We start from the raw sequence: 19,368 nt of genomic DNA on the forward strand, positions 1-19,368 counted from the left end.
CGAACGCCAGAGGGAACGACAATCGCCCGGCGAACGCTACGTCTGCCGGGCGATACCAGTGCCCTCGAACGATCGCCGGAAACGCGCCCCCACTTCCCATCCCCCATCCCCCATCCCCCGCTTCGCTATCATTCTCCCCATGCCCACATCCACCGACCGTTCCGCCGCCCGCCTCGCCTGGGCCCGTGCCGCCACCGGCCGTCCCGGCCTCGCGCTGGTATCCGCCTCCGCCGACGCCAGCTTCCGCAGCTACTGGCGAGGCGACCTCGAAGGTCGCACCATCATCGTCATGGATTCGCCGCCCGCGCAGGAAAATCCCACGCCGTGGATCGACATCGGCGGCAGGCTCGCCGCTGCCGGCCTGCACGTTCCGGCTATCGAGGCCGTCGATGCGACGCAAGGCTTCCTGCTTATCGAAGACCTGGGCACGCGCACGTACCTGCCAGAGCTGAACACCTCGTCGGTCGACGCGCTTTACGCCGACGCGCTCGATGCCCTGGTCCACATGCAGACGCATGTCGACACCCATGACCTCCCTGCGTTCGACCGCGCATGGCAGACCATGGAACTCGAAATCATGCCGACATGGTTCATCGAAAAGCACCTCGGTCTGCCCATATCGTGCGACGAGTGGGACGTCGTCGAAGCCGCATTCGACACGATCATGCATGGCATTGCGGAACAGCCGCGCACCTTCATGCATCGCGACTACCACAGCCGCAACCTGCTGATCTGCCCGCCGCATAACCCGGGCATCATCGATTTCCAGGGCGCCATGGTGGGGCCGGTTACTTACGATCTCGCATCGCTCCTGCGCGACTGCTACATAGCGTGGGACAACGAGCGCGTGGAAGGTTGGGTGGAAGGCTACCGCCTGCGCCTGCTCCACACGCATATCATCGGCGAAGACATCGACAGCGACCGCTTCCGGCGCTGGTTCGACCTGGCCGGATTGCAGCGGCATATCAAGGTACTCGGCCTCTTTTGCCGCCTCTGGTATCGCGACGGCAAGCCCGGCTATCTCGACGATCTGCCCCGCGTACTCGCCTATATACTGGACGTCGCGCGGCGCCATCACGAACTGGCAGACTTCGCCGATCTGATCCAACGCAAAGCAGCCAGCCGCGACATCCGCCGGCCGCTCGAAGCATGAGACATGCCCTGATCCTGGCCGCCGGGCTCGGCGAGCGCATGCGCCCTCTTACGACGCACACGCCCAAACCCCTGCTCGAGGTCGGCGGCAAGCCGCTTATTGTTTGGCATCTGGAAAAGCTCGCGGCCGCCGACGTGCGTTACGTCGTCATCAACACATCGCATCTTGCCGATCGGTTTCCCGCTGCGCTGGGCGACGGTTCGCGCTGGGGCATGCGTATCCGGTACGCCTACGAAGGACCGCAACCGCTCGAAACGGGGGGAGGCATCCTCAACGCGTTGCCGCTGCTCGGCCCCGAACCGTTCATTGTTGTCAGTGCCGATATCTACAGCGATTTCGACTACGCATCGCTGCCGGTCGAGCCGGATGGCGTAGCTCATCTCGTCATGGTTCCCAATCCCGACTGGCATGCGAATGGGGACTTCGCGCTCGCGGATGGACGTCTTTATGAAGACGATGCGCCGACCGCCGCCGAACGGCTGACATTCGGCAATATCGGTGTGTATCGACGCGAGATCGTCAGCGGTCAGGAACCGGGGCGGTTCAAACTGTTACCGATGTATCGCCGCGCCATGCAAGAAAGGACGCTTCGTGGCGAACGCTACGACGGATTCTGGCGAAACATCGGCACGCCCGCACAACGGGACGAACTCGATGCGCGGCTTCGCGACTAAACTACCGCATCTTCGGCGCCAAGCAGCTTCAGCCGCTCGTGTCCGAGCGCGAAGGCTTCATTGTAAGCACTGGTAATATCGCTGTAAGCATGGGTGCCCGTTCTGGTTTCGATCTCTTCGCCCTGCGCATCGAGAATACGATAGCTGGAACGATAGACCGATTGACCGGTATCGTCGTCCTGCTTCATGGCCTTGGCGACAACACGAAGTTTACTGTGACTACTACTGTTGCTATTCACTAGTTTCTCCTTCCCCTGTTGCCCCATCCTGCGCCCCACGGGAGCCGAGCGCAAGCGCCGGTCTCCACGGGGGATTCAGCACGCCATGCCGTGCTAAGTTACGGAGGTTGCACATCAAATCGAGCTTCCGGCACGACCTGCCGCCAGCAGTGTGCCGGCTCGATCCACCGCAACGCCAATTGGACGTCCAAACGTTTATCGCTGGCAAGAAACCCAGCGATATCCGGATGGAGACATCGTCACGACGCCCCTCGTATCGCGTATCTGTTCAGATCGCCTGACGTACGTCGTTCAGATCGGTGCCCGAGGCGGCGCCGGAGGCGGAGCAGCCGATTCCCGGGTCGACACCTCGGCCGCATGCGACGCCGGTGCCGCTGGCACGCCCGCACCGGCGTGCCCGGGTTCGGACGGGTGAAGGACCGGTACGATGGGCAGCGCCCTGGGCCCCGACACCAGTTCCGACGACAAGGCGGCCCTGGCCGCCTCCTCGGTCATGACGACGATGCTGATACGGCGATTGATGGCGGCCGCGGGATCGTTCTTGTCGAACGGAACCGATGCCGCGAGACCCACGACACGCGCCACCTTGGACGCCTGCATGCCGCCATCGGTCAACGTACGTCGTGCGGCGTTGGCGCGATCGGCGGACAGTTCCCAGTTGCCGTACTGGCTGTCCGCGCGGACATAGGGTGCGCTGTCCGTATGGCCGGAGATGCTGATCTGGTTGGGCACCTGATTCACGAACCCAGCCAGCTCGTGCAGAATCTGGACGGTATAGGATTTCAACGCACCGCTGCCCATATCGAACATGGGGCGGTTCTGCTTATCGACGATCTGGATGCGTAACCCCTCGGATGTGATGTCGAGCAACAGCTGATCCCTGAACGGCGCCATCGCCTGACTTTTGGCGATCGCTTCATTGAGATCCTTCATCAGCTGTTCGAGGCGCTTCTTTTCCTTTTCTTTCGCCAGCTTCTCGGCTTCTTCGGCACTAGGCGGAGCAAACGCCGATTCCTTGCCCGGACCGGTGGGCAGGTTCATCGCCCCACCCAGCTTGATCATGCTGGTGCTCGCGCCACCGGGACCCGTTCTGCCCGAGGGCGCCATGGTCGACTGTCCCTGCGTCATGCTGGGATTCCTGAAGTATTCGGAGATCGCCGCGCGCTGCTGTTTCGTGCCGGCGCCGACGAGCCACATCACCAGGAAGAATGCCATCATCGCGGTGACGAAGTCGGCATAGGCGACTTTCCACGCACCGCCGTGATGGCCGCTGCCGCGGTTCTTTCGTCTCCGGACGATGATGACCTGTTTCAGTTCGGACATGGCGACGGCTTAACGGGCGGCTTTCAGGTGCGCTTCCATGTCCTGGAAGTTCGGGCGCGTCCTCGACGTCAGCGACTTGCGGGCAAACTCGATCGCAACCATCGGGTTGTAACCGCGCAGCGAGGCAAGGAGACCGACCTTCACGCATTCGAACGCTTTGCCATCTTCCGACACCCGTGCTTCCATTGCGGCGGAGAGCGGTCCGACGAAGCCGTAGCAAAGAAGGATGCCCAGGAACGTGCCCACCAGGGCGCCAGCGATGTGCTCGCCGATAACGACGGCATCGCCGTCGATGGACTTCATCGTGATGACGATGCCGAGAACCGCCGCGACGATACCGAAACCGGGTAGCGCGTCGGCCATTTTCTGGATGGCGTGCGCGGGCGCGACCGCTTCGTGGTGATGGGTTTCCAGTTCGATGTCGAGTAGCTGTTCGAGCTCGTGCGGATCCATGCTGCCGCCGACGATCAGACGCAGGCAGTCCGTGATGAAGTCGACCAGATGGTGTTCGGCGACCAGGCGCGGATAGGCCGAGAACAGCGAACTGGTTGCCGGGTTCTCGATATGCTCTTCCATCGCCAGCTGTCCCTCCTTACGCATCTTCACGAAGATGTCGTAAAGCAGCGACAACAGATCGACATAGTCCTGTTTGCGGTACCTCGGCCCTTTGAAAAGAGCGGCGATGTCGCGCAGCGAGCCCTTCACGATGTCCATCGAATTGGCGCTGATGAACGCACCCAGCGCGCCGCCGAAGATGATCAGCAGTTCGTAGGGTTGCCATAGTGCGCCGATGGTGCCGTGTGAAAGTACGTAACCGCCCAGTACGCTGACGAGGACAATAATGGAACCGATAATGACCAACATGAAAACATTCCTCTCAGCCAGGGACGCTCTGAACGGCAATGAGTGACAGGCAACAAGGCCCGCGTAAACGTATTCAGAGCATCTCTGAGGTCTTATCGGCAGCGATCTCCATGAGTTGAGCGACTTTCGTCACACTTTCCGCACGGCATCGCTCATCGGCTCCACGACGCCGAAGTAACGCGGGAAGACCAGTTGAATCCTGGTGCCGCGTCCGGCTTCGCTTTCCACCTCGATGAAACCGCCCGCCTGGGCGACGCTGCCGTACACCTCGGCCAGGCCGAGGCCGCTGCCGCCGGCTCTCGTCGTGAAATACGGCTCGAAAAGACGCTGGCGTACCGCTTCGCTCATCCCCTCGCCGCTGTCGCTCACGGCGATGGCGACGTAGCGACCCGTTCCCCGGTCGCGCAACGAAACGTCCGGCATCGCCACCAGCTCCCGAGCGAACAGCTCGATACGCACCGTACCGCCGGCAGTCATCGCATCGCGAGCGTTCAGGCACAGATTCATGAGCGCCTGCTCAAGGGCGTGGCGGTCCAGATACGCGGGGAGCCTCTCCTCGGCCGTTTCGACAACCAATCCAATACGCCCGCCCATGCCATGCCGCGCGAAATCGCCGAACTCGTTGACGACGTGCACCAGATCAAGCGGTTCCGGATGTGCTGGATGCGTCCTTGCGAAAGCAAGAAGGCGACGTGTCAGCGCCGTCGCATGCCGGGAACCCTCGACGGCGTAGCGGAGCATCTTGCGATGCTGGGGAGCCAGCAATTCGATGTCTTCTTCCAGTCCGCTCAGACTGACGATGACGGTCTGCAGCATGTTGTTGAAGTCGTGGGCGATGCCTCCGACCAGTTGCCCGATCGCCTGTTGCCTGTGCGCTTGCCGGGCGCTTTCCTCGGCGAGCCGGCGAGCTGTCGTCGCCATGTTCAGCTCGGTACTGACCTGGGCGAGCCGTCGCTCCGCCGCCTCGAGCGCGTCATGCTCGGCCGCCAGGCGCTCCAGCAACGTTCCGTAACGGCTGGTGGCGGAGACCGAGCTGGCCACAGTCTCGTTCAATTTGTCCTGCAGCCGTTCGTTGATCGACTCCAGCGCGACCTGGAGTTGCACCCGGTCGGTGATGTCGCGGCTGATGACGATGAAATGATCGAACGAGCCGTCGTCGGCCAGCGCCGGCGTCACGGATACATCCCACCAGCGCTGCGCGCCAACGGGCGACGGCCGTGTACAGGCGAACGTCACGCGGGTGCCCGACCGCGCCGTGGCAAGGGAGCGCCCCACCATCTCGCGGGCGTCCGCCGGCCACAGATCGAGCCATGACACGCCCAGTGCGTCCGCCGGATTGTCGAACCCGAGCACCGCGGCACCCCGGCCGCCGATGAAACGGATGACACCATCCGGATCGAGTTCCTTTATGCAATCGGCGGAAGCTTCCACGTACTCCCGGTATCTGCCGTCGGTACTGTTCGCCACGAAGGAATGCTCGCTTTTTTTGTGTGTCGACCCGTATGGAGACGCAGCGTCGGCGGAGTGTCAAGTCCGGCTGTCGCCAGGCGGCTTCTACCGTTGTACTGAAGGCGTCACGGTTTACCGACGCGAAGTGGGACACATTCCCGGCCGACGCCTCGCAATGAGATCCCTATGCAGTCAGACGAAGCCACGGTACTCATCGTCGAGGACGACCGGAACGTGCTGGATATCACGGGCTTCATGCTCGAACTGGCGGGCTACCACGTACTCACGGCGTCGAATGCCACCGATGCGCTTTCGGCTGTCCGCGAACATCCGGATATCGGCCTCGTCTTTACGGATGTGAATATGCCCGGCGATATGGACGGCATAGAAATGCTGAACGAACTACGCCGCCTGGGACTGAGCATTCCGGTGCTGGTCGTGTCCGGCGACGTGGGCGGCGTAGAGCACCGTATCGGTATCCGCACGTCGTTCCTGCCCAAGCCTTACGACCGCCGCCAGCTTCTCCAGGCCGTGGAAGCGGCGCTGCACAGCTGAGCGCCTAGTCGCGCTCGTCGGTTTCTTCTTCGCCCGGCCGGTCGTCGTCGAACCCGGTCTCCCCTTCGGCGAAGACCGGCGTGCCGTCTTCCTCGACATCCAGGACCAGTCCGAGCGCCTTCTCGGCCGCCGCTTCAGCAACGCCGAGTTCGCGGAAACTCCGGTTATCGTACACCGTGAAGTACTGCGGGAAGCCCGAGCCATTGGGATGAACCGACAGATACGCCGTATAGCGGGAACCGTCCTTGCTGGCGCCAGATCGCATCACAAAGTTCGGGAAGGCGCGTTCTGCCATGGTTCTTTCCAGCACGGGGAGGATGTGAGCCGCTAGTTTAGCGCGCGGTCACCCCTGCCGTTCAGAGTTTGGGCACTTGCTGGGATCTCTTTTGTAGGGTATTTCCTACAAGCGTCGACGTCACATTTGTCTGCACGGCGTCACGAAATCGAGCACAGGGGCTCAGTCGATGAACACTTCCACCACGTACGTGCCGTCCAGGAGGCTGGTCTGGACGGTCGCCGCATTCCTTGCCATTGTCGGCACGAGCGGCCTGGCTTTCGCACCCAAAGTCGCTGCCGCCGTACCGCCAATGCCTCTTCAGATCGCCTATGCGTGGCTCTGCGCCTCGCTGATCGGTGCCGCCTATGTCGTCGTTACGCTGCGTGACGACGCCGAAGGCGCGAGCCGGGACGACGAAGAGTTCTGAGAAGCGGGCCGGTCGCTTGCGGTGCCTCCCGTTGCGTATGGACCGAGGACATCGCGCGCAGGTCACAGGAGTGTGGGGGCATGATGCCTACCTGTGTAGCCCGTTTGCGAGCTACACAAGAACAATAAAAAGGCTCTTCACGCATTAGCGGGCCGGCTCGACGTGTCTTGTCGAGCTTCGGACGAGGACAGCCGCCTTACACTTGTGCGTTTGCGAGGCCGCGACCGGGTTGGCCCTTGGGGCCTTCGGCGCCGTCCCTGCGGGAGCGGGCCGTAGTGCCGCTTTCGCTCCGACGAGTCATCGCGGCCCTCGGCTAAGGCGGCCCCAAGGACCAACCCGGCCACGGCACCAGCGACTGCGGTTTGCTGAGGACAGAGCACGAGCCGAGCACGTGACAGACCGAACCGGACGCCGCCATCACGGGTCCTGCGTCACGCGCTGCTTTCCCCCAAATAACCGCAACATCCGGGAGAGCCGTCGGCCACCGCCCTCGACGCGACTTGCGGAACCGAGCGCGGCGGGCGGAAAAGGCCCGAAGGGGGCGGACCCGGACGGTCCGCCGTTTTCGCTGAGGCAGGAGCCGAATCGAAAACCCCTGCCCGCCGCGCGGGCGCGACGGGGCGCAGCCATAGAACACCAGCCGCGCAGCGGCTATCCCTTCCCGAGCGACGGTGAAGCCGGAGCGTCGAGGGCGGTGGCCGACGGCTCTCCCCGCAACGTTCGAGCGCAAAAGCGATGGCAAAGCCGAGCCCGCCCCGACCATGCGAAAAGAACCAAAAAAAGCCCGGCGAGCGAAGCCGGGCCTTTTCGGTACTGACGCGATGAATCAGGGCCGGCGAGCGAGCTCGCCTTCGTCCTTGGCCACCGGCATCAGGTCCTTCTTCGACACGCCCAGCCACAGCAGGATCGGGCTGGCGACGAAGATCGACGAGAGCGTACCGACCAGGATGCCGATCAGCATCGTGATCGCGAAGCCATGAACCACGGGGCCGCCGATGAAGTACAACGCGGCCATCGTGATACCCGTGAACAGCGACGTGATGATGGTTCGCGAAAGCGTGCTGTTGATCGAACGATTCAGCACTTCTTCCGGCGAGGCGTTGCGGCTGACGCGGAACAGTTCGCGAACGCGGTCGAACACGACCACCTTGTCGTTGATCGAGTAGCCGACCACCGCGAGCACCGAAGCCAGAACCGTCAGGTCGAATTCGCGCTGGGTAAGCGCGAAGATGCCCAGGGTAACCAGCACGTCATGGACTTCCGTGGCCAGCGCCGCGATGGCGAAGCGCTTCTCGAAGCGGATCCACAGGTAACCCATGATGCCGACGATGACGAAGATGACCGCAACGATACCGTCGCTGCGCAGCTCCTCGCCTACCTGCGGGCCGACGAACGAACGGCTCGTCATACGTACGTCCGGACGCGCCGATTTCAGCGCCGCGACAACGTCCTGCGCGACCTTGCCCGCGGCTTCGTCGCCGGAGAGGCCGGTGGACGCCGTATCGTCCTTGCCCTGCAGGCGCACGGACAATTCGCGCGTACCGCCCACGGCCTGCACGAGCGTGTTTTCCAAACCGGCCTTTTCGAGCGCCGTGCGAACGTCGGCGGTGCTGATCGGATTGTCGTAAGCGACGCCGACCACGATACCGCCGGTGAAGTCCTGGCCGTAATTGAAGCCCTTGCCCAGGATCAGGCCGACCGAGCCCAGCATCAGCAGGATCGCCAGACCGATGCTGAAACGGCGCAGGCCCAGGAAGTTGAAGTTGGAATTGTGGTTGAAGATTTCCATGTCGTTCTCCTGCCCCTTAGACCGACAGCGTCTTGAGCTTGCGGCCGCCGTGGATCAGCGCGGTGATGGCGTGGGTCACGGTCACCGAGGTGAACATGGAGGTCAGGATGCCGATGAACAGCGTGACGCCGAAGCCCTTGATCGGACCCGAACCCATCGTCATCAAGCCCAGTGCGGCAAGCAGATGGGTGACGTTGGCATCGAGAATGGTTGCCCATGCCTTGTCGTAACCCGTGCGGATCGCGGCCAGCGGCGAGGAGCCATTGCGCAGTTCTTCGCGAATGCGTTCGCAGATGAGTACGTTGGCATCGATCGCCATACCGAGCGTAAGCACGATACCCGCGATACCCGGCATGGTCAGCGTCACGCCGATCAGCGACATCACGGCAACGAGCAGCACCAGGTTGAGGAACAGCGCGATGTCGGCAACCAGACCGAAGAGCTTGTAGTAGATCGCAGCGGCCAGCAGCACAAGGCCAAGGCCGATCATCACGGCATTGAAACCTTTCTTGATGTTGTCCGCGCCAAGGCTCGGACCGATGACGCTTTCGGCAACGATGTCGACCGGCGCGGCCAGCGAACCGCCACGCAGCAACAGTGCGAGATCGCGGGCTTCCGAATCGCTCGGCAAACCGTTGGTCTGGAACTTGCTGCTGAACGGGCTGCTGATGTTCGCGTAGTTGATGACCTCTTCGGTCGTCTTCGGCACCTTCACTTCCTTGCCGTCGATGATCTTCACCTCGTTCACGCGGGTGATGTAGAGCACCGCCATCGGTTTGCCGACGTTCGCGTTGGTGAACTCGGCCATTTTGCGTGCGCCGGAACTGTTCAGCTGGACATCGACATTCGGCGTACCGTTTTGCTGGTCCCGGCCCGAGTTGGCGTTGATCAGCTCGTCGCCGGTCGCGATGATTTTCTTGCTGAGCAAGTACGGACGGCCGTCGCGGCCGTAGTACAGCTTCGCATCGGGCGGCACGCTGCCCGAACGGGCGGCGTCCACGGCCTGCTGCGGGCTGTAGAGGCCGGCGCGGTATTGCAGCGTCGCGGTCGCCCCGATCAGCTTCTTGGCTTCGGCCGTATCCTGCACGCCCGCGAGTTCGACGATGATCTGGCTTTCGCCCTGCTGCTGGATGATCGGCTCGGACACGCCCAGCGCATTGACGCGGTTGCGCAGCGTGCTGACGTTCTGGCGGATGGTGCTCTGGGCCAGTTCGCGCAGCTTTGCCGGCTTGACCGTCGCATTCAGCACGAAACGATCGCCGGTCGTCGGGCCATCGCCGACCTGCAGGTCGGTGTATTCCGTGGAGAGCAGCGTCGCGGCCGCCTGACGGTCCGCATCGGAACGCAGGACGATGCCCACACCCTGACCACGCGGATTGCGGTTCACCGAGTCGTACGGGATGTTCTTGTCGCGCAGCAGGGAACGGATGTCCTCGGCGTAACGCGTTTCCTGCGTATCGACGACCGCGTTCTGGTCCACTTCCATCAGGAAGCGCACGCCACCCTGCAGGTCGAGGCCGAGCGGCATCGAATTGGCGTTGATCGAACGAAGCCAGTTGGGCACCGTCGAGGCCAAATTCAGCGCAACGGTGTACTGCTCGCCCAGCGACTGACGCAACGCATCGCCCGCTTTCGACTGCGAGTCGGCATCGGGGAAGCGCGCGAGCAGGCGCGTACCGGCGGCGTCGATCTCGACGGACGATACGGGCGTCTTGTTCTGCTGAAGCACCCCTTCGACCTTGGCCTTCAGGGCCGCGTCGACGGTAGCACCGCGATTGGCCGATATCTGTACGGCGTTCTGGGGCGGGAAGATATTCGGCAGCGCGTAAACGAGACCGAACAGCAACACGATTACGACCAGCGCATATTTCCAGCGTGGAAAATCAGTCATGCCTTGCATTCCATTAAAGCGGCAACCGAGCCGCGGCAGCGGGCGTCAGGAGTTCTTCAGCGAGTCCTTGGGGAGGACCTGCGAGATAGCGCCCTTCTGCACCTTGATCGACACGTTCGGCGCGATCTCGATGCTGATGAACGACTCGCCCACTTCCGTGATGCGACCGGCGATACCGCCGCTGGTGACCACTTCGTCGCCCTTGGACAGCGCGGAGAGCAGCGCGCGGTGCTCCTTCTGACGCTTCATCTGCGGGCGGATCATCATGAAATAGAAGATGCCGAACAGCACCGCCATCAGGATCAGGGGCGACAGGCCGAACGCGCCATTGGGGGCCGCGGCGGCTGGAGCGGCGGCCTGGGCAAGTGCTGCGGAGGTCATGATGCTCATCGGATATCTCGCAAGTTATGGAACGGCCTGAAAAAAATGCCCGTTCGCTGAAAAAGATCGTGGATTATGCCACGCACCCCGGCGCCGTGCACCGGAAGTGAACGGGATGGGGGGCCGTGGGGATCGAACCCAAGCCGGCTGGCGGCCCGGCAGCGGGTCAGCCGCCGACCTCGCCCTTGTGCCGCGCAGCATAGAAGGCGGCAATGAAGTCCTCCAGAACACCCCGCTCGATGGCGTCCCGCAGACCGGCCATCAGGCGCTGGTAGTGCCGCAGGTTGTGCATCGTGTTGAGCTGGGCGCCGAGTATCTCGTTGCAGCGGTCCAGATGGCGCAGATAGGCCCGGCTGAAGCCGCTGGCGCAGGTGTAGCAGTCGCAACCCTCTTCGATCACCCGGGTATCCATGGCGAACTTCGCATTGCGGATGCGCAGGGTGCCGCTGTCCGTGAACAGGAAACCGTTGCGGGCGTTGCGGGTGGGCATCACGCAATCGAACATGTCGATGCCGCGACGTACCGCCTCGACGATGTCCTCCGGCCGGCCCACGCCCATCAGGTAACGCGGACGGTCCTTCGGCAGCATCGGCAGGGTCAGGTCCAGCGTGTGGTTGCGCTCGGCTTCCGGCTCGCCCACGGCCAGACCGCCGATCGCATAACCGTCGAAGCCGATCTCGACCAGCCGCCCGGCCGAACGGTGGCGCAGCTTTTCGTACGTGCTGCCCTGGACGATGCCGAACAGCGAGTTGGGATTCTTCAGATCGTCGAACGCCTGCCGCGACCGCTCCGCCCAGCGCAGGCTCAGTTCCATGGAGTCGCTGGCCACTTTCTCCGTGGCCGGATACGGCGTGCACTCGTCGAAGATCATCGCGACATCGGAATCCAGTACCTTCTGGATGCGCATGGATTCCTCGGGCGAGAGAAACACCTTCGAGCCGTCGACCGGTGAGGCGAAAGTCACGCCCTCTTCCGTGATCTTGCGCTTGTGCGCCAGCGAAAAGACCTGGAAGCCGCCGGAGTCCGTGAGGATCGGCTTTTCCCACCCGATGAATTTATGCAGCCCGCCGAACTCCCCGACGATGTCGAGGCCGGGGCGCAGGAACAGGTGAAACGTGTTTCCGAGAATGATTTCCGCGCCAATATCGTTGATATCGCGCGGTGTCATGGCCTTCACGGAGCCATAAGTGCCCACGGGCATGAACGCGGGCGTTTCCACGGTGCCGCGTTCGAATCGGACGCGGCCGCGCCGGGCCGCGCCATCGGTGGCGAGGAGGTCGAAAGCTAATTGAGTCATGTACATAGTTTAGCCGGTCGAGGCATCGCCTGTAGGAGCGCGCTCCTACAGGGAACAGGCCCCTGCACCTTCTAAAGTTCTTGCGAAATCGGCCGATGCCCTGAGCAACAGGAACGCGCCTATCCGGGCCGCGACAACGTAAGCAGGAGGCCCTGCCCATGAACATCCCACCGACCACCAGTCTGGCTGCCCAGCTATGGGCGGGCGCGGCTGCGGGTACCACCGGTTCGGTGGATAGCTGGCGGGTCGGTACGTTGCTGTCGGCGAATCTGCTCGGACTGAGCGATCAGGGCCGGTTGTTGCTGCAAGTGGGTGGCATGACGGTCGAGGCCGACGCCGCAGGCACCCAGCTCCCCCAGCAGTTCCAGGTCCGGGTCCTGACCCAGGGCGCACAACCCCAGCTCGAAATCCTGGCCCAGCCGGCCGGCGACCGCATTGCCATGCAAGGACTGCGCGACCGGCTGCCTCTGCAGAATGGATACGCTCCGCTGCTCGGCGTGCTCAGCGCGCTGGCGCGACGACCCGCGGCCCGCTTGCTGCCCGCACCACTGCGCGCCGCGCTGGCGACGCTGGAAGCCGCAATCAGCAAACCCGACGACGTGGGCAGTCCGAGCGGCCTGAAGGAAGCCATCGCCCGCAGCGGGCTATTCCTGGAGTCGCGCCTGTCCACACCCGCGGACGAAGCACCCACCACCGACGACTGGAAAGCCGCCCTGCTCCAGCTTCGCCGCACGCTGGACGAACTCCCGCCGGCGCGAGCTCGCAGCGGCTTGCCGCCCTCGCTGAGCGACACCGCACCACCGTTGCGCCAGCGACCGCTGATCGCACAGATGCGTCTGCCTGAAATGTCCACGGAGACCGAAGTCGAAGACCTCGTCGCCCAGTTGCGTGTGAATGTCCGCAGCGCGCTCGCGCGCGTGGAGATCGCCCAACTGGAATCGCCGCCGCAGGCTGGCGTATGGATGGTCGAAATTCCGCTGGGCGGCGTTCGCGGATACGACATCCTGCAACTGCGCATCGAGGAATCCGCACCGCGTCCCGAAGATCGCGAAGGCGCATGGACCGTCGGCTTCGCCGTCGATCTGCCGTCGCTTGGCGCCGTGCAGGGAGAAATCCAGTTGCGCACGACGCGCGTGTCGGTACGCATCTGGGCACAGCACGGCCCGACGGTGAGCCGCATCGAAGACGAATTCCTGACGTTGCGTCAGCTACTAGAACGCAGCGGCCTGCAGCTAGACCACCTCAGTTGCATCCATGGCCTACCCCAGCCAGCCGGCGCGTACAGCGCCGTGTTACTCGAAGCCACCGCATGACCGCCAGCCTGCCTTCACCCCGCCGCAGCGTGACGCTGCGGGTCGCGTCACCCACCGACAGCGGCACCAGCAAACATATCGATGCCGCCGGCGTGAAGGCGATGCTCGACCGCGCCCAGTCGCTGGGGCTGTCGCCGCATCTCGATCCGCAGATAGCGACGCTGCTGGCAGCCGTGAAGCTGCGCGACGACGTGCCGACCGAGCTCTATGCGGCGTTGGCGGCGGTGGTGGGTACGTTGCTGTCGGCGGGGCAGGAACATCGCTGACTCGCGGGTCTTCCGGGCAATCGCTGTTCGGCTAATCCGCTCCGTTGGCTTTCGCGCGCAAGCGCGCTCCCACAGAAAGCAGGAGCGCGCTATTGATCTCTGTGGGAGCGCGCCTGCGCGCGAAAGCCAACGGAGCGATAAAGCCGTAACGCCTCAGTAAACGCCCAGCCCCTGAATCGATGCGACACCCGCATCGAAACCCGCCAGCTCCGCGAATCGGCGGCCACGATCGGCATAGTCGTGGAACTGATCGAAACTCGGCGCGCCCGGCGACAGCACGACGTAGCCGTGGCCATCCAGCAGCGCACGGGCTTTGCTCACCGCATCCGCAAGATCGGTCGCGTGATGGACAATCCCGACACCAGCGCTCTCAAGGGCTGCCGCGATGCGCTCGCCGTTCGCGCCCTGACAGACGATGGCCAACGGCGCATCGACACGCATCGCATCGACGAACACACGCCAGTCCAGACCGCGATCGTGACCGCCGACGATGAGTGCGATGCGTTCGCCGTGCAGGCTTTCCAGCGCAGCGAGACTGGCCAACGGCGTCGTGCTGATGGAGTCGTTGACCCAATGCAGCCCGTCGCGCTCGCCCAGCGGCTGCAGACGGTGCGGCAAGGGCGCGAAGGTCGCGAGCGCGGGCGCAGCGATGCGCGCATCGAAACCCATGAGTTCGAGCGCCGCCAATGCGGCACATGCATTGACGGCGTTATGCAGGCCCGGTGCCGTAACGCACGCGGCTTCGATCACACGTTCGTCGCCGCGACGAATCCAGCCGTCGGCGACATGCCAGCCCTGCGCGTCGCCGAAACGGTGCACGTCGGGATGCGCCGCAACGTGAGCCAGCAGCGTGGGCTGCATCGCGTTCGCCAGCACGCGGGAAGACGCGCTCGCAAGCTTCAGCTTGTCTTCCAGATAACGTTCGCGCGAACCGTGCCAGTCGAGATGTTCTTCGTAAAGACTGGTTACGACGCCAAGATCGACGCCACTCGCATCGCCCGTCTGAAAACTCGACAGCTCGATCACCCACAAGTCGGCCTGCACGTCGTCGAGTTCGAGCAGCGGCAGACCGATGTTTCCCGCCAGCGCGGTACGGACGCCGAGCGAACGTGCCAGATGCGCGATAAGCGCACTGGTTGTGCTCTTGCCCTTCGTACCGGTGACGGCGATGGTGCGCGCGTCGCGATGCGTGGCGAACCACAGTGCCGTTCCCGATGTGAATCGCGTACCGCGTGCAGCCGCCTCCAACAGTTCGGGGCGGTAAGCGGAAATACCGGGCGATTTGACGACGACGTCGAACGCCGCGAGTGCGGCCGCGTCGGGTGCGACGACGTGCACGCGCACGTCGTCGCCGAACGCGTGATGTACCGCCTCCACTTCGGACGGCGAACAAAAAAGATCCAACGCTCGTCCCGGCAGGTGCGCGCGCAGCGCGGTCAGCGCCGCGCGCCCTTCGCGCCCGAATCCCCAGACGGCGATGGCGCGTTGCCGGAGATCAGCCCAGGGCATCCAACGCTCCGCTCAGACGCTGCGGTACCAGGTGCGACGCGCCCGGCTCGAGCCAGGGCTCCAGCGCGAGTTCGGCCACGTCCAGTTGCGGCAGGATTTCCCGACGGAAGCGAACGATCAGGGCGTCTTCGCGCCAATCCGGCCGTTGCGACAGCGCATGCATCGCTGCGCGCGCTTCCGCACCTTCGCCGACGCATTCGAATGGCTTGTGATCCTGGAATTCCAGCAATGCGTCGAATCCGGCCACCTGCGATTCGTCGTCGAGCAGGTTGCGACCGAAGATCGACAGCAAACGCTGTTTGGGCATGAACGGCGCCAACGCCAGAAAAACGAAATGGCATTTCGGGCACTGCCCGCACCAGCGATCCGCAGGCTTTGGGCCGAGGATACGGAAGTTGCGATTGCAGCTGGAGAACACTTCGAAATACGGCGCACCGAGACGCGCGAACGCGCTCGTTACCGCCAGTTCCGAATACGGTCGCAGCAGCGAGCAGTAATCGAGATCGCTGGCGACGTGTCCGTGCAGATAGTCGTGCAGGGATCTCTCGAAACCGAAGCCCTTGCTCCACTGGTGGTTCACTTCCTGCCCCTCGTACTCGAGGGTGGCGACAGACGCCGAACGCTCGTTGGCGAACACGATGCTGTCGTAGCCATACAGGATGGCGGCCAGCACAAGGATCGCCGAATTCACCGCGGTCACCGGAATGTGTCCGTTCCAGGCGCCCATGCGATTAAGCTCGAACAAGCCCGGCGCCAGTTCGCGCGCGATGTTCAGCGTGGTCAGGCCCGTGCGTTCGGCGCAGGTGGCGATCAGGGGCGAGTTGCCTACCCATACGGCCGTCGCTTCCGCACCGATCGATTTGATCGCCTCGACGGCCACGACCGAATCCTTGCCGCCACCGATCGGCACGAGCGAACGCTGCGGCAATCCGATGGCGCCCGCACGCGCCGGACGCGTGCCGCCGGTCGGAAAGCGAACGCGACCACGCAGATCGAGGCGGTTGCGATAGGCGAACTCGGCCAGACCGTGCAGATACAGCGAGTCCAGCAAGGTCGCGGTGTCCTCGTCGGGCGTCCAGCCTTCGACGACGATCCGTTCCGGAATACCCGCCTTGTAGTAACTGACGCCGGCGACCAGGTGCAGCAATCGCAATGCCGCCCCGAACGCACCCGCCCGTTCGGCCGGAACGGTCGGCGCGCCGGGGAACGTCACCCGCTCGATCAGTTCCGGACCGTCGTCGAAGGCATAGACCAGTTCGGCGACGCCATCGGCGAACCCGTGACGAACGAAACGGAAGGATGCTGCGTTGCGCGGATCGGCGAAGCCACTCATGGAAGCAATACCTCGTCGGCTTCGTCGCGCAGGTTATAGCGCGACGACATCACCGCACCATACGCCCCTCCCTGTCCGATCAGGATCACGTCGTCTTCCTTCGATTCGGGCAAACGACGATCCGAGCCGAGCACGTCGCCGGATTCGCAGATGGGACCGACGATCTGATACATCGTCGTGGCCGGTTCGCCGAACCGGGTGAGGTTGGCGATCTCGTGCCACGCGTCGTAAAGCGCGGGACGAATAAGACTGTTCATACCCGTATCCAGACCGAGGTAGCGAACGTTGGCACCCTTTTCCTTGTCCTGCGTGACGCGCGCAAGCAGCACGCCCGCATCGGCCACCAGGAAACGGCCCGGCTCCATCCACACCTGGAACTGCGGATACGCCTGACGTACCGATTTCAGCACACGGTCCAGCGCACTCATGTCCAACGGCGTTTCGCCCGGGTGCGAAGGCACGCCGAGTCCGCCACCGATATTCAGGATGGAAATGCTGCCGATACGTTCGGCCAGCGCGGCGAGCTGCGAATAGACCTCGCCCCAGTGCGCCGCGTCGAGAATGCCCGAGCCCAGATGGGCATGCAGGCCGATGACGCGCGCGCCCGCCGCATCGGCGAGACGCAGGAAGCGATCGATATGTTCGATGGGTACGCCGAATTTGCTGCCCGTGCCGCCCGTGCGCACTTTCTCGTGATGGCCAAGGCCACGACCGAGGTCGACGCGAAGCATGATGTCGCGACCGGCGAACAGGTCGCCCCAGTGTTCGATGGGATGCAGCGCGTCGATACCGATGGTCGCGCGCGTCGCCAGTGCGGCGACGAAGTCGCGGCGCGCGGCGAAGTTCGGCGTGAACAGGATCGGCGCCGTCTCCGGCACCGCCGCCTGCACGACGGCCAGTTCGCCCGGCGATACGCATTCGAACGCCATGCCTTCCTCGGCCAATGCTCTCAGAATGCCCGGATGCGTATTCGCCTTGACGGCGTAATGGACACGATCGATAGCGGACAGGGTTTTCAGTCGCCGCGCCTGCGCACGAATCGTGGGCAGGTTATAGACGTAGCGCGGCGTGCGTTCCCGCGCCAGCGTCAGCAGTGTCGGACGCTCGGCCTGCCACCACTGCGCAGGCGGCAACACCTGCTCGCCCGTACCGTAAAGTGCCTGCCAGCTCGGTCCGAACAACAGGCTGTCGTCGGTGCGCAACGCGCCGGCACCGATCAGCAGTTCATGCAGTCGCGGCAGCATGTCGTCCACCACGTCCTCATCGACCACGAAAGTCAGGTTGAGGTTATTGGACGATTGGGAAATAAGGTGCACGCGCAGCTGACCGAACTCGGCCAGCACGCCGGACAGCTTGTGCAGCATCGAGCGCATGCCGCGACCGACCAGCGTGATCGCGGCGCATGGCGCAATGACCTTCACCCGGCACACGCGCGCCAGATCGGCCGCCAGTGCGGCGATCGCGTCCGAATCGAGCAGGTTCTCGGTCGGGTCGAGCGAAACCGTGACGTTGGTTTCGGCCGAGCCGATCAGGTCGACGGAAAGACCATGGCGCTTGAACGCATCGAACACGTCGGCGAGGAAGCCGACCTGTTGCCACATGCCAACGGATTCCATCGAGATCAGCGTAATGCCCTTGCGCGCGCTGATCGCCTTGATGCTGGGCGCATGCTCGCGCACTTCGGGACCGATGGACGTGCCTTCCAACTCGGGCCGGTTGGTGTCCTTGATCAACAATGGCACGCGCGGTTCGCGCAACGGCGACAGGCAGCGCGGATGAAGCACCTTGGCGCCGGTCGATGCGATTTCCTGGGCTTCTTCGTAATCCAGACGCTGCAACAGACGCGCGCCGGCCACCTGACGCGGATTGGCGCTGAACATGCCCGCGACGTCGGTCCAGATTTCCACGCGTTCGGCGCGCAACAGGGCACCGAAGTAAGCGGCCGACGTATCCGATCCGCCGCGACCGAGCAGCACCGTGCGGCCTTCAACATCGCGCGCGATGAAGCCCTGCGTGATGAAGACCTCTCCCAGCGAGGCGAGGCGCGCGGACAGTTCCGCGTCGTAATGCGGTTCGACCATCGCCGAAAGCAGACGCGTGCGCTCGTTCTGGTTCGGCAGCGCAACGGACGCAAGGCAATCGCGCGCATCCAGCCATGCCGTCGTCAGACCGTTGGCACTTAGAAAAGCCGCACCAAGAGCGCTGGACATCAGTTCGCCGTGTGCCTGCACCCGGGCCTGCCACGCCAGCTCGCCGAGTTCGGCGGCGCCGGTGTCGGCCAGCGCCGCCAGATCGGCCAGCCGCGCGCCCAGGGTGTCGGGCATGGCCAGCGCCATGTCGGCAAGCAGCGTGTGGTGGCGATCGGCCAGTGCGGCGGCCGCTTCCGAGCGGCGTTTCGATTCAGTGTGCGTGCAAAGCTGTTTCAGGCCATCGGTAATGCCGGACAGTGCCGACACCACGATCAGCACGCGGGCGCCTTCGGCACGACGCGATGCTGCGAGTTCGAGGATGTTGCGCCAGCGCGCAACGGTGGCGACGCTGGTGCCGCCGAACTTCATGACGATCCAGGGCGCGTTGGCGGGCAACGGCGCTATTGCGTTTTCGCTCACTGAGGAATCTTGCCGGTTG

At 63.8% G+C, this 19,368-nt stretch carries 18 protein-coding genes; 6 read left to right on the forward strand and 12 right to left on the reverse strand.

Annotated features, from left to right (window positions below):
- Positions 1 to 139 precede the first annotated feature (139 nt).
- Both AC3IR3_RS16000 and murU read left to right on the forward strand, forming a co-directional pair.
- Entirely contained in the window at positions 140 to 1,153 is a 1,014-nt protein-coding gene (locus tag AC3IR3_RS16000; protein WP_489193552.1) for an aminoglycoside phosphotransferase family protein, read from the forward strand.
- Positions 1,150 to 1,827, forward strand: coding sequence for an N-acetylmuramate alpha-1-phosphate uridylyltransferase MurU (gene murU / locus AC3IR3_RS16005; RefSeq protein ID WP_489193554.1), 678 nt, complete (start codon positions 1,150 to 1,152; stop codon positions 1,825 to 1,827). The genes AC3IR3_RS16000 and murU overlap by 4 nt, the downstream gene beginning before the upstream one ends.
- Here the strand turns inward: murU and AC3IR3_RS16010 are convergent.
- The 4 genes from AC3IR3_RS16010 to AC3IR3_RS16025 form a co-directional block, all read right to left on the reverse strand.
- Complete coding sequence (locus AC3IR3_RS16010) at positions 1,824 to 2,066, reverse strand: hypothetical protein (protein ID WP_489193556.1); 243 nt, start codon at positions 2,064 to 2,066, stop codon at positions 1,824 to 1,826. The genes murU and AC3IR3_RS16010 overlap by 4 nt on opposite strands.
- 291 nt (positions 2,067 to 2,357) lie before the next feature.
- Positions 2,358 to 3,389 carry a flagellar motor protein MotB gene (gene motB, locus AC3IR3_RS16015; protein WP_489193557.1) on the reverse strand — a complete coding sequence of 344 codons (1,032 nt, stop codon included), beginning with the start codon at positions 3,387 to 3,389 and terminating at the stop codon, positions 2,358 to 2,360.
- Between the two features lie 9 nt (positions 3,390 to 3,398).
- Entirely contained in the window at positions 3,399 to 4,253 is an 855-nt protein-coding gene (gene motA / locus AC3IR3_RS16020; RefSeq protein WP_489193559.1) for a flagellar motor stator protein MotA, read from the reverse strand.
- A gap of 129 nt (positions 4,254 to 4,382) precedes the next feature.
- A complete protein-coding gene (locus AC3IR3_RS16025; protein ID WP_489193561.1) occupies positions 4,383 to 5,720 on the reverse strand; it encodes a two-component system sensor histidine kinase NtrB in 1,338 nt (445 codons plus the stop codon).
- Between the two features lie 168 nt (positions 5,721 to 5,888).
- On the opposite strand from AC3IR3_RS16025, the gene AC3IR3_RS16030 reads away from it, so the two are divergent.
- Positions 5,889 to 6,257, forward strand: coding sequence for a response regulator (locus AC3IR3_RS16030; protein WP_165973580.1), 369 nt, complete (start codon positions 5,889 to 5,891; stop codon positions 6,255 to 6,257).
- Between the two features lie 4 nt (positions 6,258 to 6,261).
- Here AC3IR3_RS16030 and AC3IR3_RS16035 read toward each other — a convergent pair whose 3' ends face one another.
- Positions 6,262 to 6,552, reverse strand: coding sequence for a hypothetical protein (locus AC3IR3_RS16035; protein WP_489193563.1), 291 nt, complete (start codon positions 6,550 to 6,552; stop codon positions 6,262 to 6,264).
- 169 nt (positions 6,553 to 6,721) lie between these two features.
- Between AC3IR3_RS16035 and AC3IR3_RS16040 the strand changes: the two genes are divergently transcribed.
- On the forward strand, positions 6,722 to 6,961 hold the full coding sequence (locus AC3IR3_RS16040; RefSeq protein ID WP_489193565.1) for a hypothetical protein: 240 nt from the start codon (positions 6,722 to 6,724) through the stop codon (positions 6,959 to 6,961).
- A gap of 826 nt (positions 6,962 to 7,787) precedes the next feature.
- Here the strand turns inward: AC3IR3_RS16040 and secF are convergent.
- The 4 genes from secF to tgt form a co-directional block, all read right to left on the reverse strand.
- Positions 7,788 to 8,750, reverse strand: coding sequence for a protein translocase subunit SecF (gene secF / locus AC3IR3_RS16045; RefSeq protein WP_489193566.1), 963 nt, complete (start codon positions 8,748 to 8,750; stop codon positions 7,788 to 7,790).
- Between the two features lie 16 nt (positions 8,751 to 8,766).
- Positions 8,767 to 10,641 (reverse strand): protein translocase subunit SecD, encoded by a 1,875-nt coding sequence (gene secD, locus AC3IR3_RS16050; protein WP_489193568.1) that lies wholly within the window; start codon positions 10,639 to 10,641, stop codon positions 8,767 to 8,769.
- Between the two features lie 45 nt (positions 10,642 to 10,686).
- Entirely contained in the window at positions 10,687 to 11,031 is a 345-nt protein-coding gene (yajC, locus tag AC3IR3_RS16055; protein WP_489193570.1) for a preprotein translocase subunit YajC, read from the reverse strand.
- 157 nt (positions 11,032 to 11,188) lie between these two features.
- Positions 11,189 to 12,319, reverse strand: a complete 1,131-nt coding sequence (gene tgt, locus AC3IR3_RS16060) for a tRNA guanosine(34) transglycosylase Tgt (protein ID WP_489193572.1) — start codon at positions 12,317 to 12,319, stop codon at positions 11,189 to 11,191.
- Positions 12,320 to 12,477: 158 nt separating this feature from the next.
- Here tgt and fliK point away from each other — a divergent pair, with 158 nt between their 5' ends.
- Together fliK and AC3IR3_RS16070 are read left to right on the forward strand one after the other, a co-directional pair.
- Positions 12,478 to 13,632 (forward strand): flagellar hook-length control protein FliK, encoded by a 1,155-nt coding sequence (fliK, locus tag AC3IR3_RS16065; protein WP_489193574.1) that lies wholly within the window; start codon positions 12,478 to 12,480, stop codon positions 13,630 to 13,632.
- Complete coding sequence (locus tag AC3IR3_RS16070) at positions 13,629 to 13,898, forward strand: flagellar biosynthesis protein (protein WP_489193576.1); 270 nt, start codon at positions 13,629 to 13,631, stop codon at positions 13,896 to 13,898. Before fliK ends, AC3IR3_RS16070 begins: the two co-directional genes overlap by 4 nt.
- Positions 13,899 to 14,051: 153 nt before the next feature.
- Here the strand turns inward: AC3IR3_RS16070 and murD are convergent, their stop codons facing one another.
- The 3 genes from murD to AC3IR3_RS16085 are packed head-to-tail and all read right to left on the reverse strand — an operon-like array spanning position 14,052 to position 19,298.
- Complete coding sequence (gene murD, locus AC3IR3_RS16075) at positions 14,052 to 15,407, reverse strand: UDP-N-acetylmuramoyl-L-alanine--D-glutamate ligase (RefSeq protein ID WP_489193577.1); 1,356 nt, start codon at positions 15,405 to 15,407, stop codon at positions 14,052 to 14,054.
- Positions 15,394 to 16,740 carry a UDP-N-acetyl-alpha-D-muramoyl-L-alanyl-L-glutamate epimerase gene (gene murL, locus AC3IR3_RS16080; protein WP_489193579.1) on the reverse strand — a complete coding sequence of 449 codons (1,347 nt, stop codon included), beginning with the start codon at positions 16,738 to 16,740 and terminating at the stop codon, positions 15,394 to 15,396. The genes murD and murL overlap by 14 nt, the downstream gene beginning before the upstream one ends.
- Complete coding sequence (locus AC3IR3_RS16085; RefSeq protein ID WP_489196948.1) at positions 16,737 to 19,298, reverse strand: bifunctional aspartate kinase/diaminopimelate decarboxylase; 2,562 nt, start codon at positions 19,296 to 19,298, stop codon at positions 16,737 to 16,739. The genes murL and AC3IR3_RS16085 overlap by 4 nt, the downstream gene beginning before the upstream one ends.
- Positions 19,299 to 19,368: the final 70 nt, after the last annotated feature.

This window comes from Luteibacter sp. GL_149, from assembly GCF_057834065.1.

Bases quoted from the DNA above. Each gene is read 5' to 3' on its own strand.
- AC3IR3_RS16000 (WP_489193552.1), top strand. From the start codon at position 140: ATGCCCACATCCACCGACCGTTCCGCCGCCCGCCTCGCCTGGGCCCGT.
- murU (WP_489193554.1), top strand. From the start codon at position 1,150: ATGAGACATGCCCTGATCCTGGCCGCCGGGCTCGGCGAGCGCATGCGC.
- motB (WP_489193557.1), bottom strand. From the start codon at position 3,389: ATGTCCGAACTGAAACAGGTCATCATCGTCCGGAGACGAAAGAACCGC.
- motA (WP_489193559.1), bottom strand. From the start codon at position 4,253: ATGTTGGTCATTATCGGTTCCATTATTGTCCTCGTCAGCGTACTGGGC.
- AC3IR3_RS16030 (WP_165973580.1), top strand. From the start codon at position 5,889: ATGCAGTCAGACGAAGCCACGGTACTCATCGTCGAGGACGACCGGAAC.
- AC3IR3_RS16035 (WP_489193563.1), bottom strand. From the start codon at position 6,552: ATGGCAGAACGCGCCTTCCCGAACTTTGTGATGCGATCTGGCGCCAGC.
- AC3IR3_RS16040 (WP_489193565.1), top strand. From the start codon at position 6,722: ATGAACACTTCCACCACGTACGTGCCGTCCAGGAGGCTGGTCTGGACG.
- secF (WP_489193566.1), bottom strand. From the start codon at position 8,750: ATGGAAATCTTCAACCACAATTCCAACTTCAACTTCCTGGGCCTGCGC.
- secD (WP_489193568.1), bottom strand. From the start codon at position 10,641: ATGACTGATTTTCCACGCTGGAAATATGCGCTGGTCGTAATCGTGTTG.
- yajC (WP_489193570.1), bottom strand. From the start codon at position 11,031: ATGAGCATCATGACCTCCGCAGCACTTGCCCAGGCCGCCGCTCCAGCC.
- tgt (WP_489193572.1), bottom strand. From the start codon at position 12,319: ATGACTCAATTAGCTTTCGACCTCCTCGCCACCGATGGCGCGGCCCGG.
- fliK (WP_489193574.1), top strand. From the start codon at position 12,478: ATGAACATCCCACCGACCACCAGTCTGGCTGCCCAGCTATGGGCGGGC.
- AC3IR3_RS16070 (WP_489193576.1), top strand. From the start codon at position 13,629: ATGACCGCCAGCCTGCCTTCACCCCGCCGCAGCGTGACGCTGCGGGTC.
- murD (WP_489193577.1), bottom strand. From the start codon at position 15,407: ATGCCCTGGGCTGATCTCCGGCAACGCGCCATCGCCGTCTGGGGATTC.
- murL (WP_489193579.1), bottom strand. From the start codon at position 16,740: ATGAGTGGCTTCGCCGATCCGCGCAACGCAGCATCCTTCCGTTTCGTT.
- AC3IR3_RS16085 (WP_489196948.1), bottom strand. From the start codon at position 19,298: ATGAAGTTCGGCGGCACCAGCGTCGCCACCGTTGCGCGCTGGCGCAAC.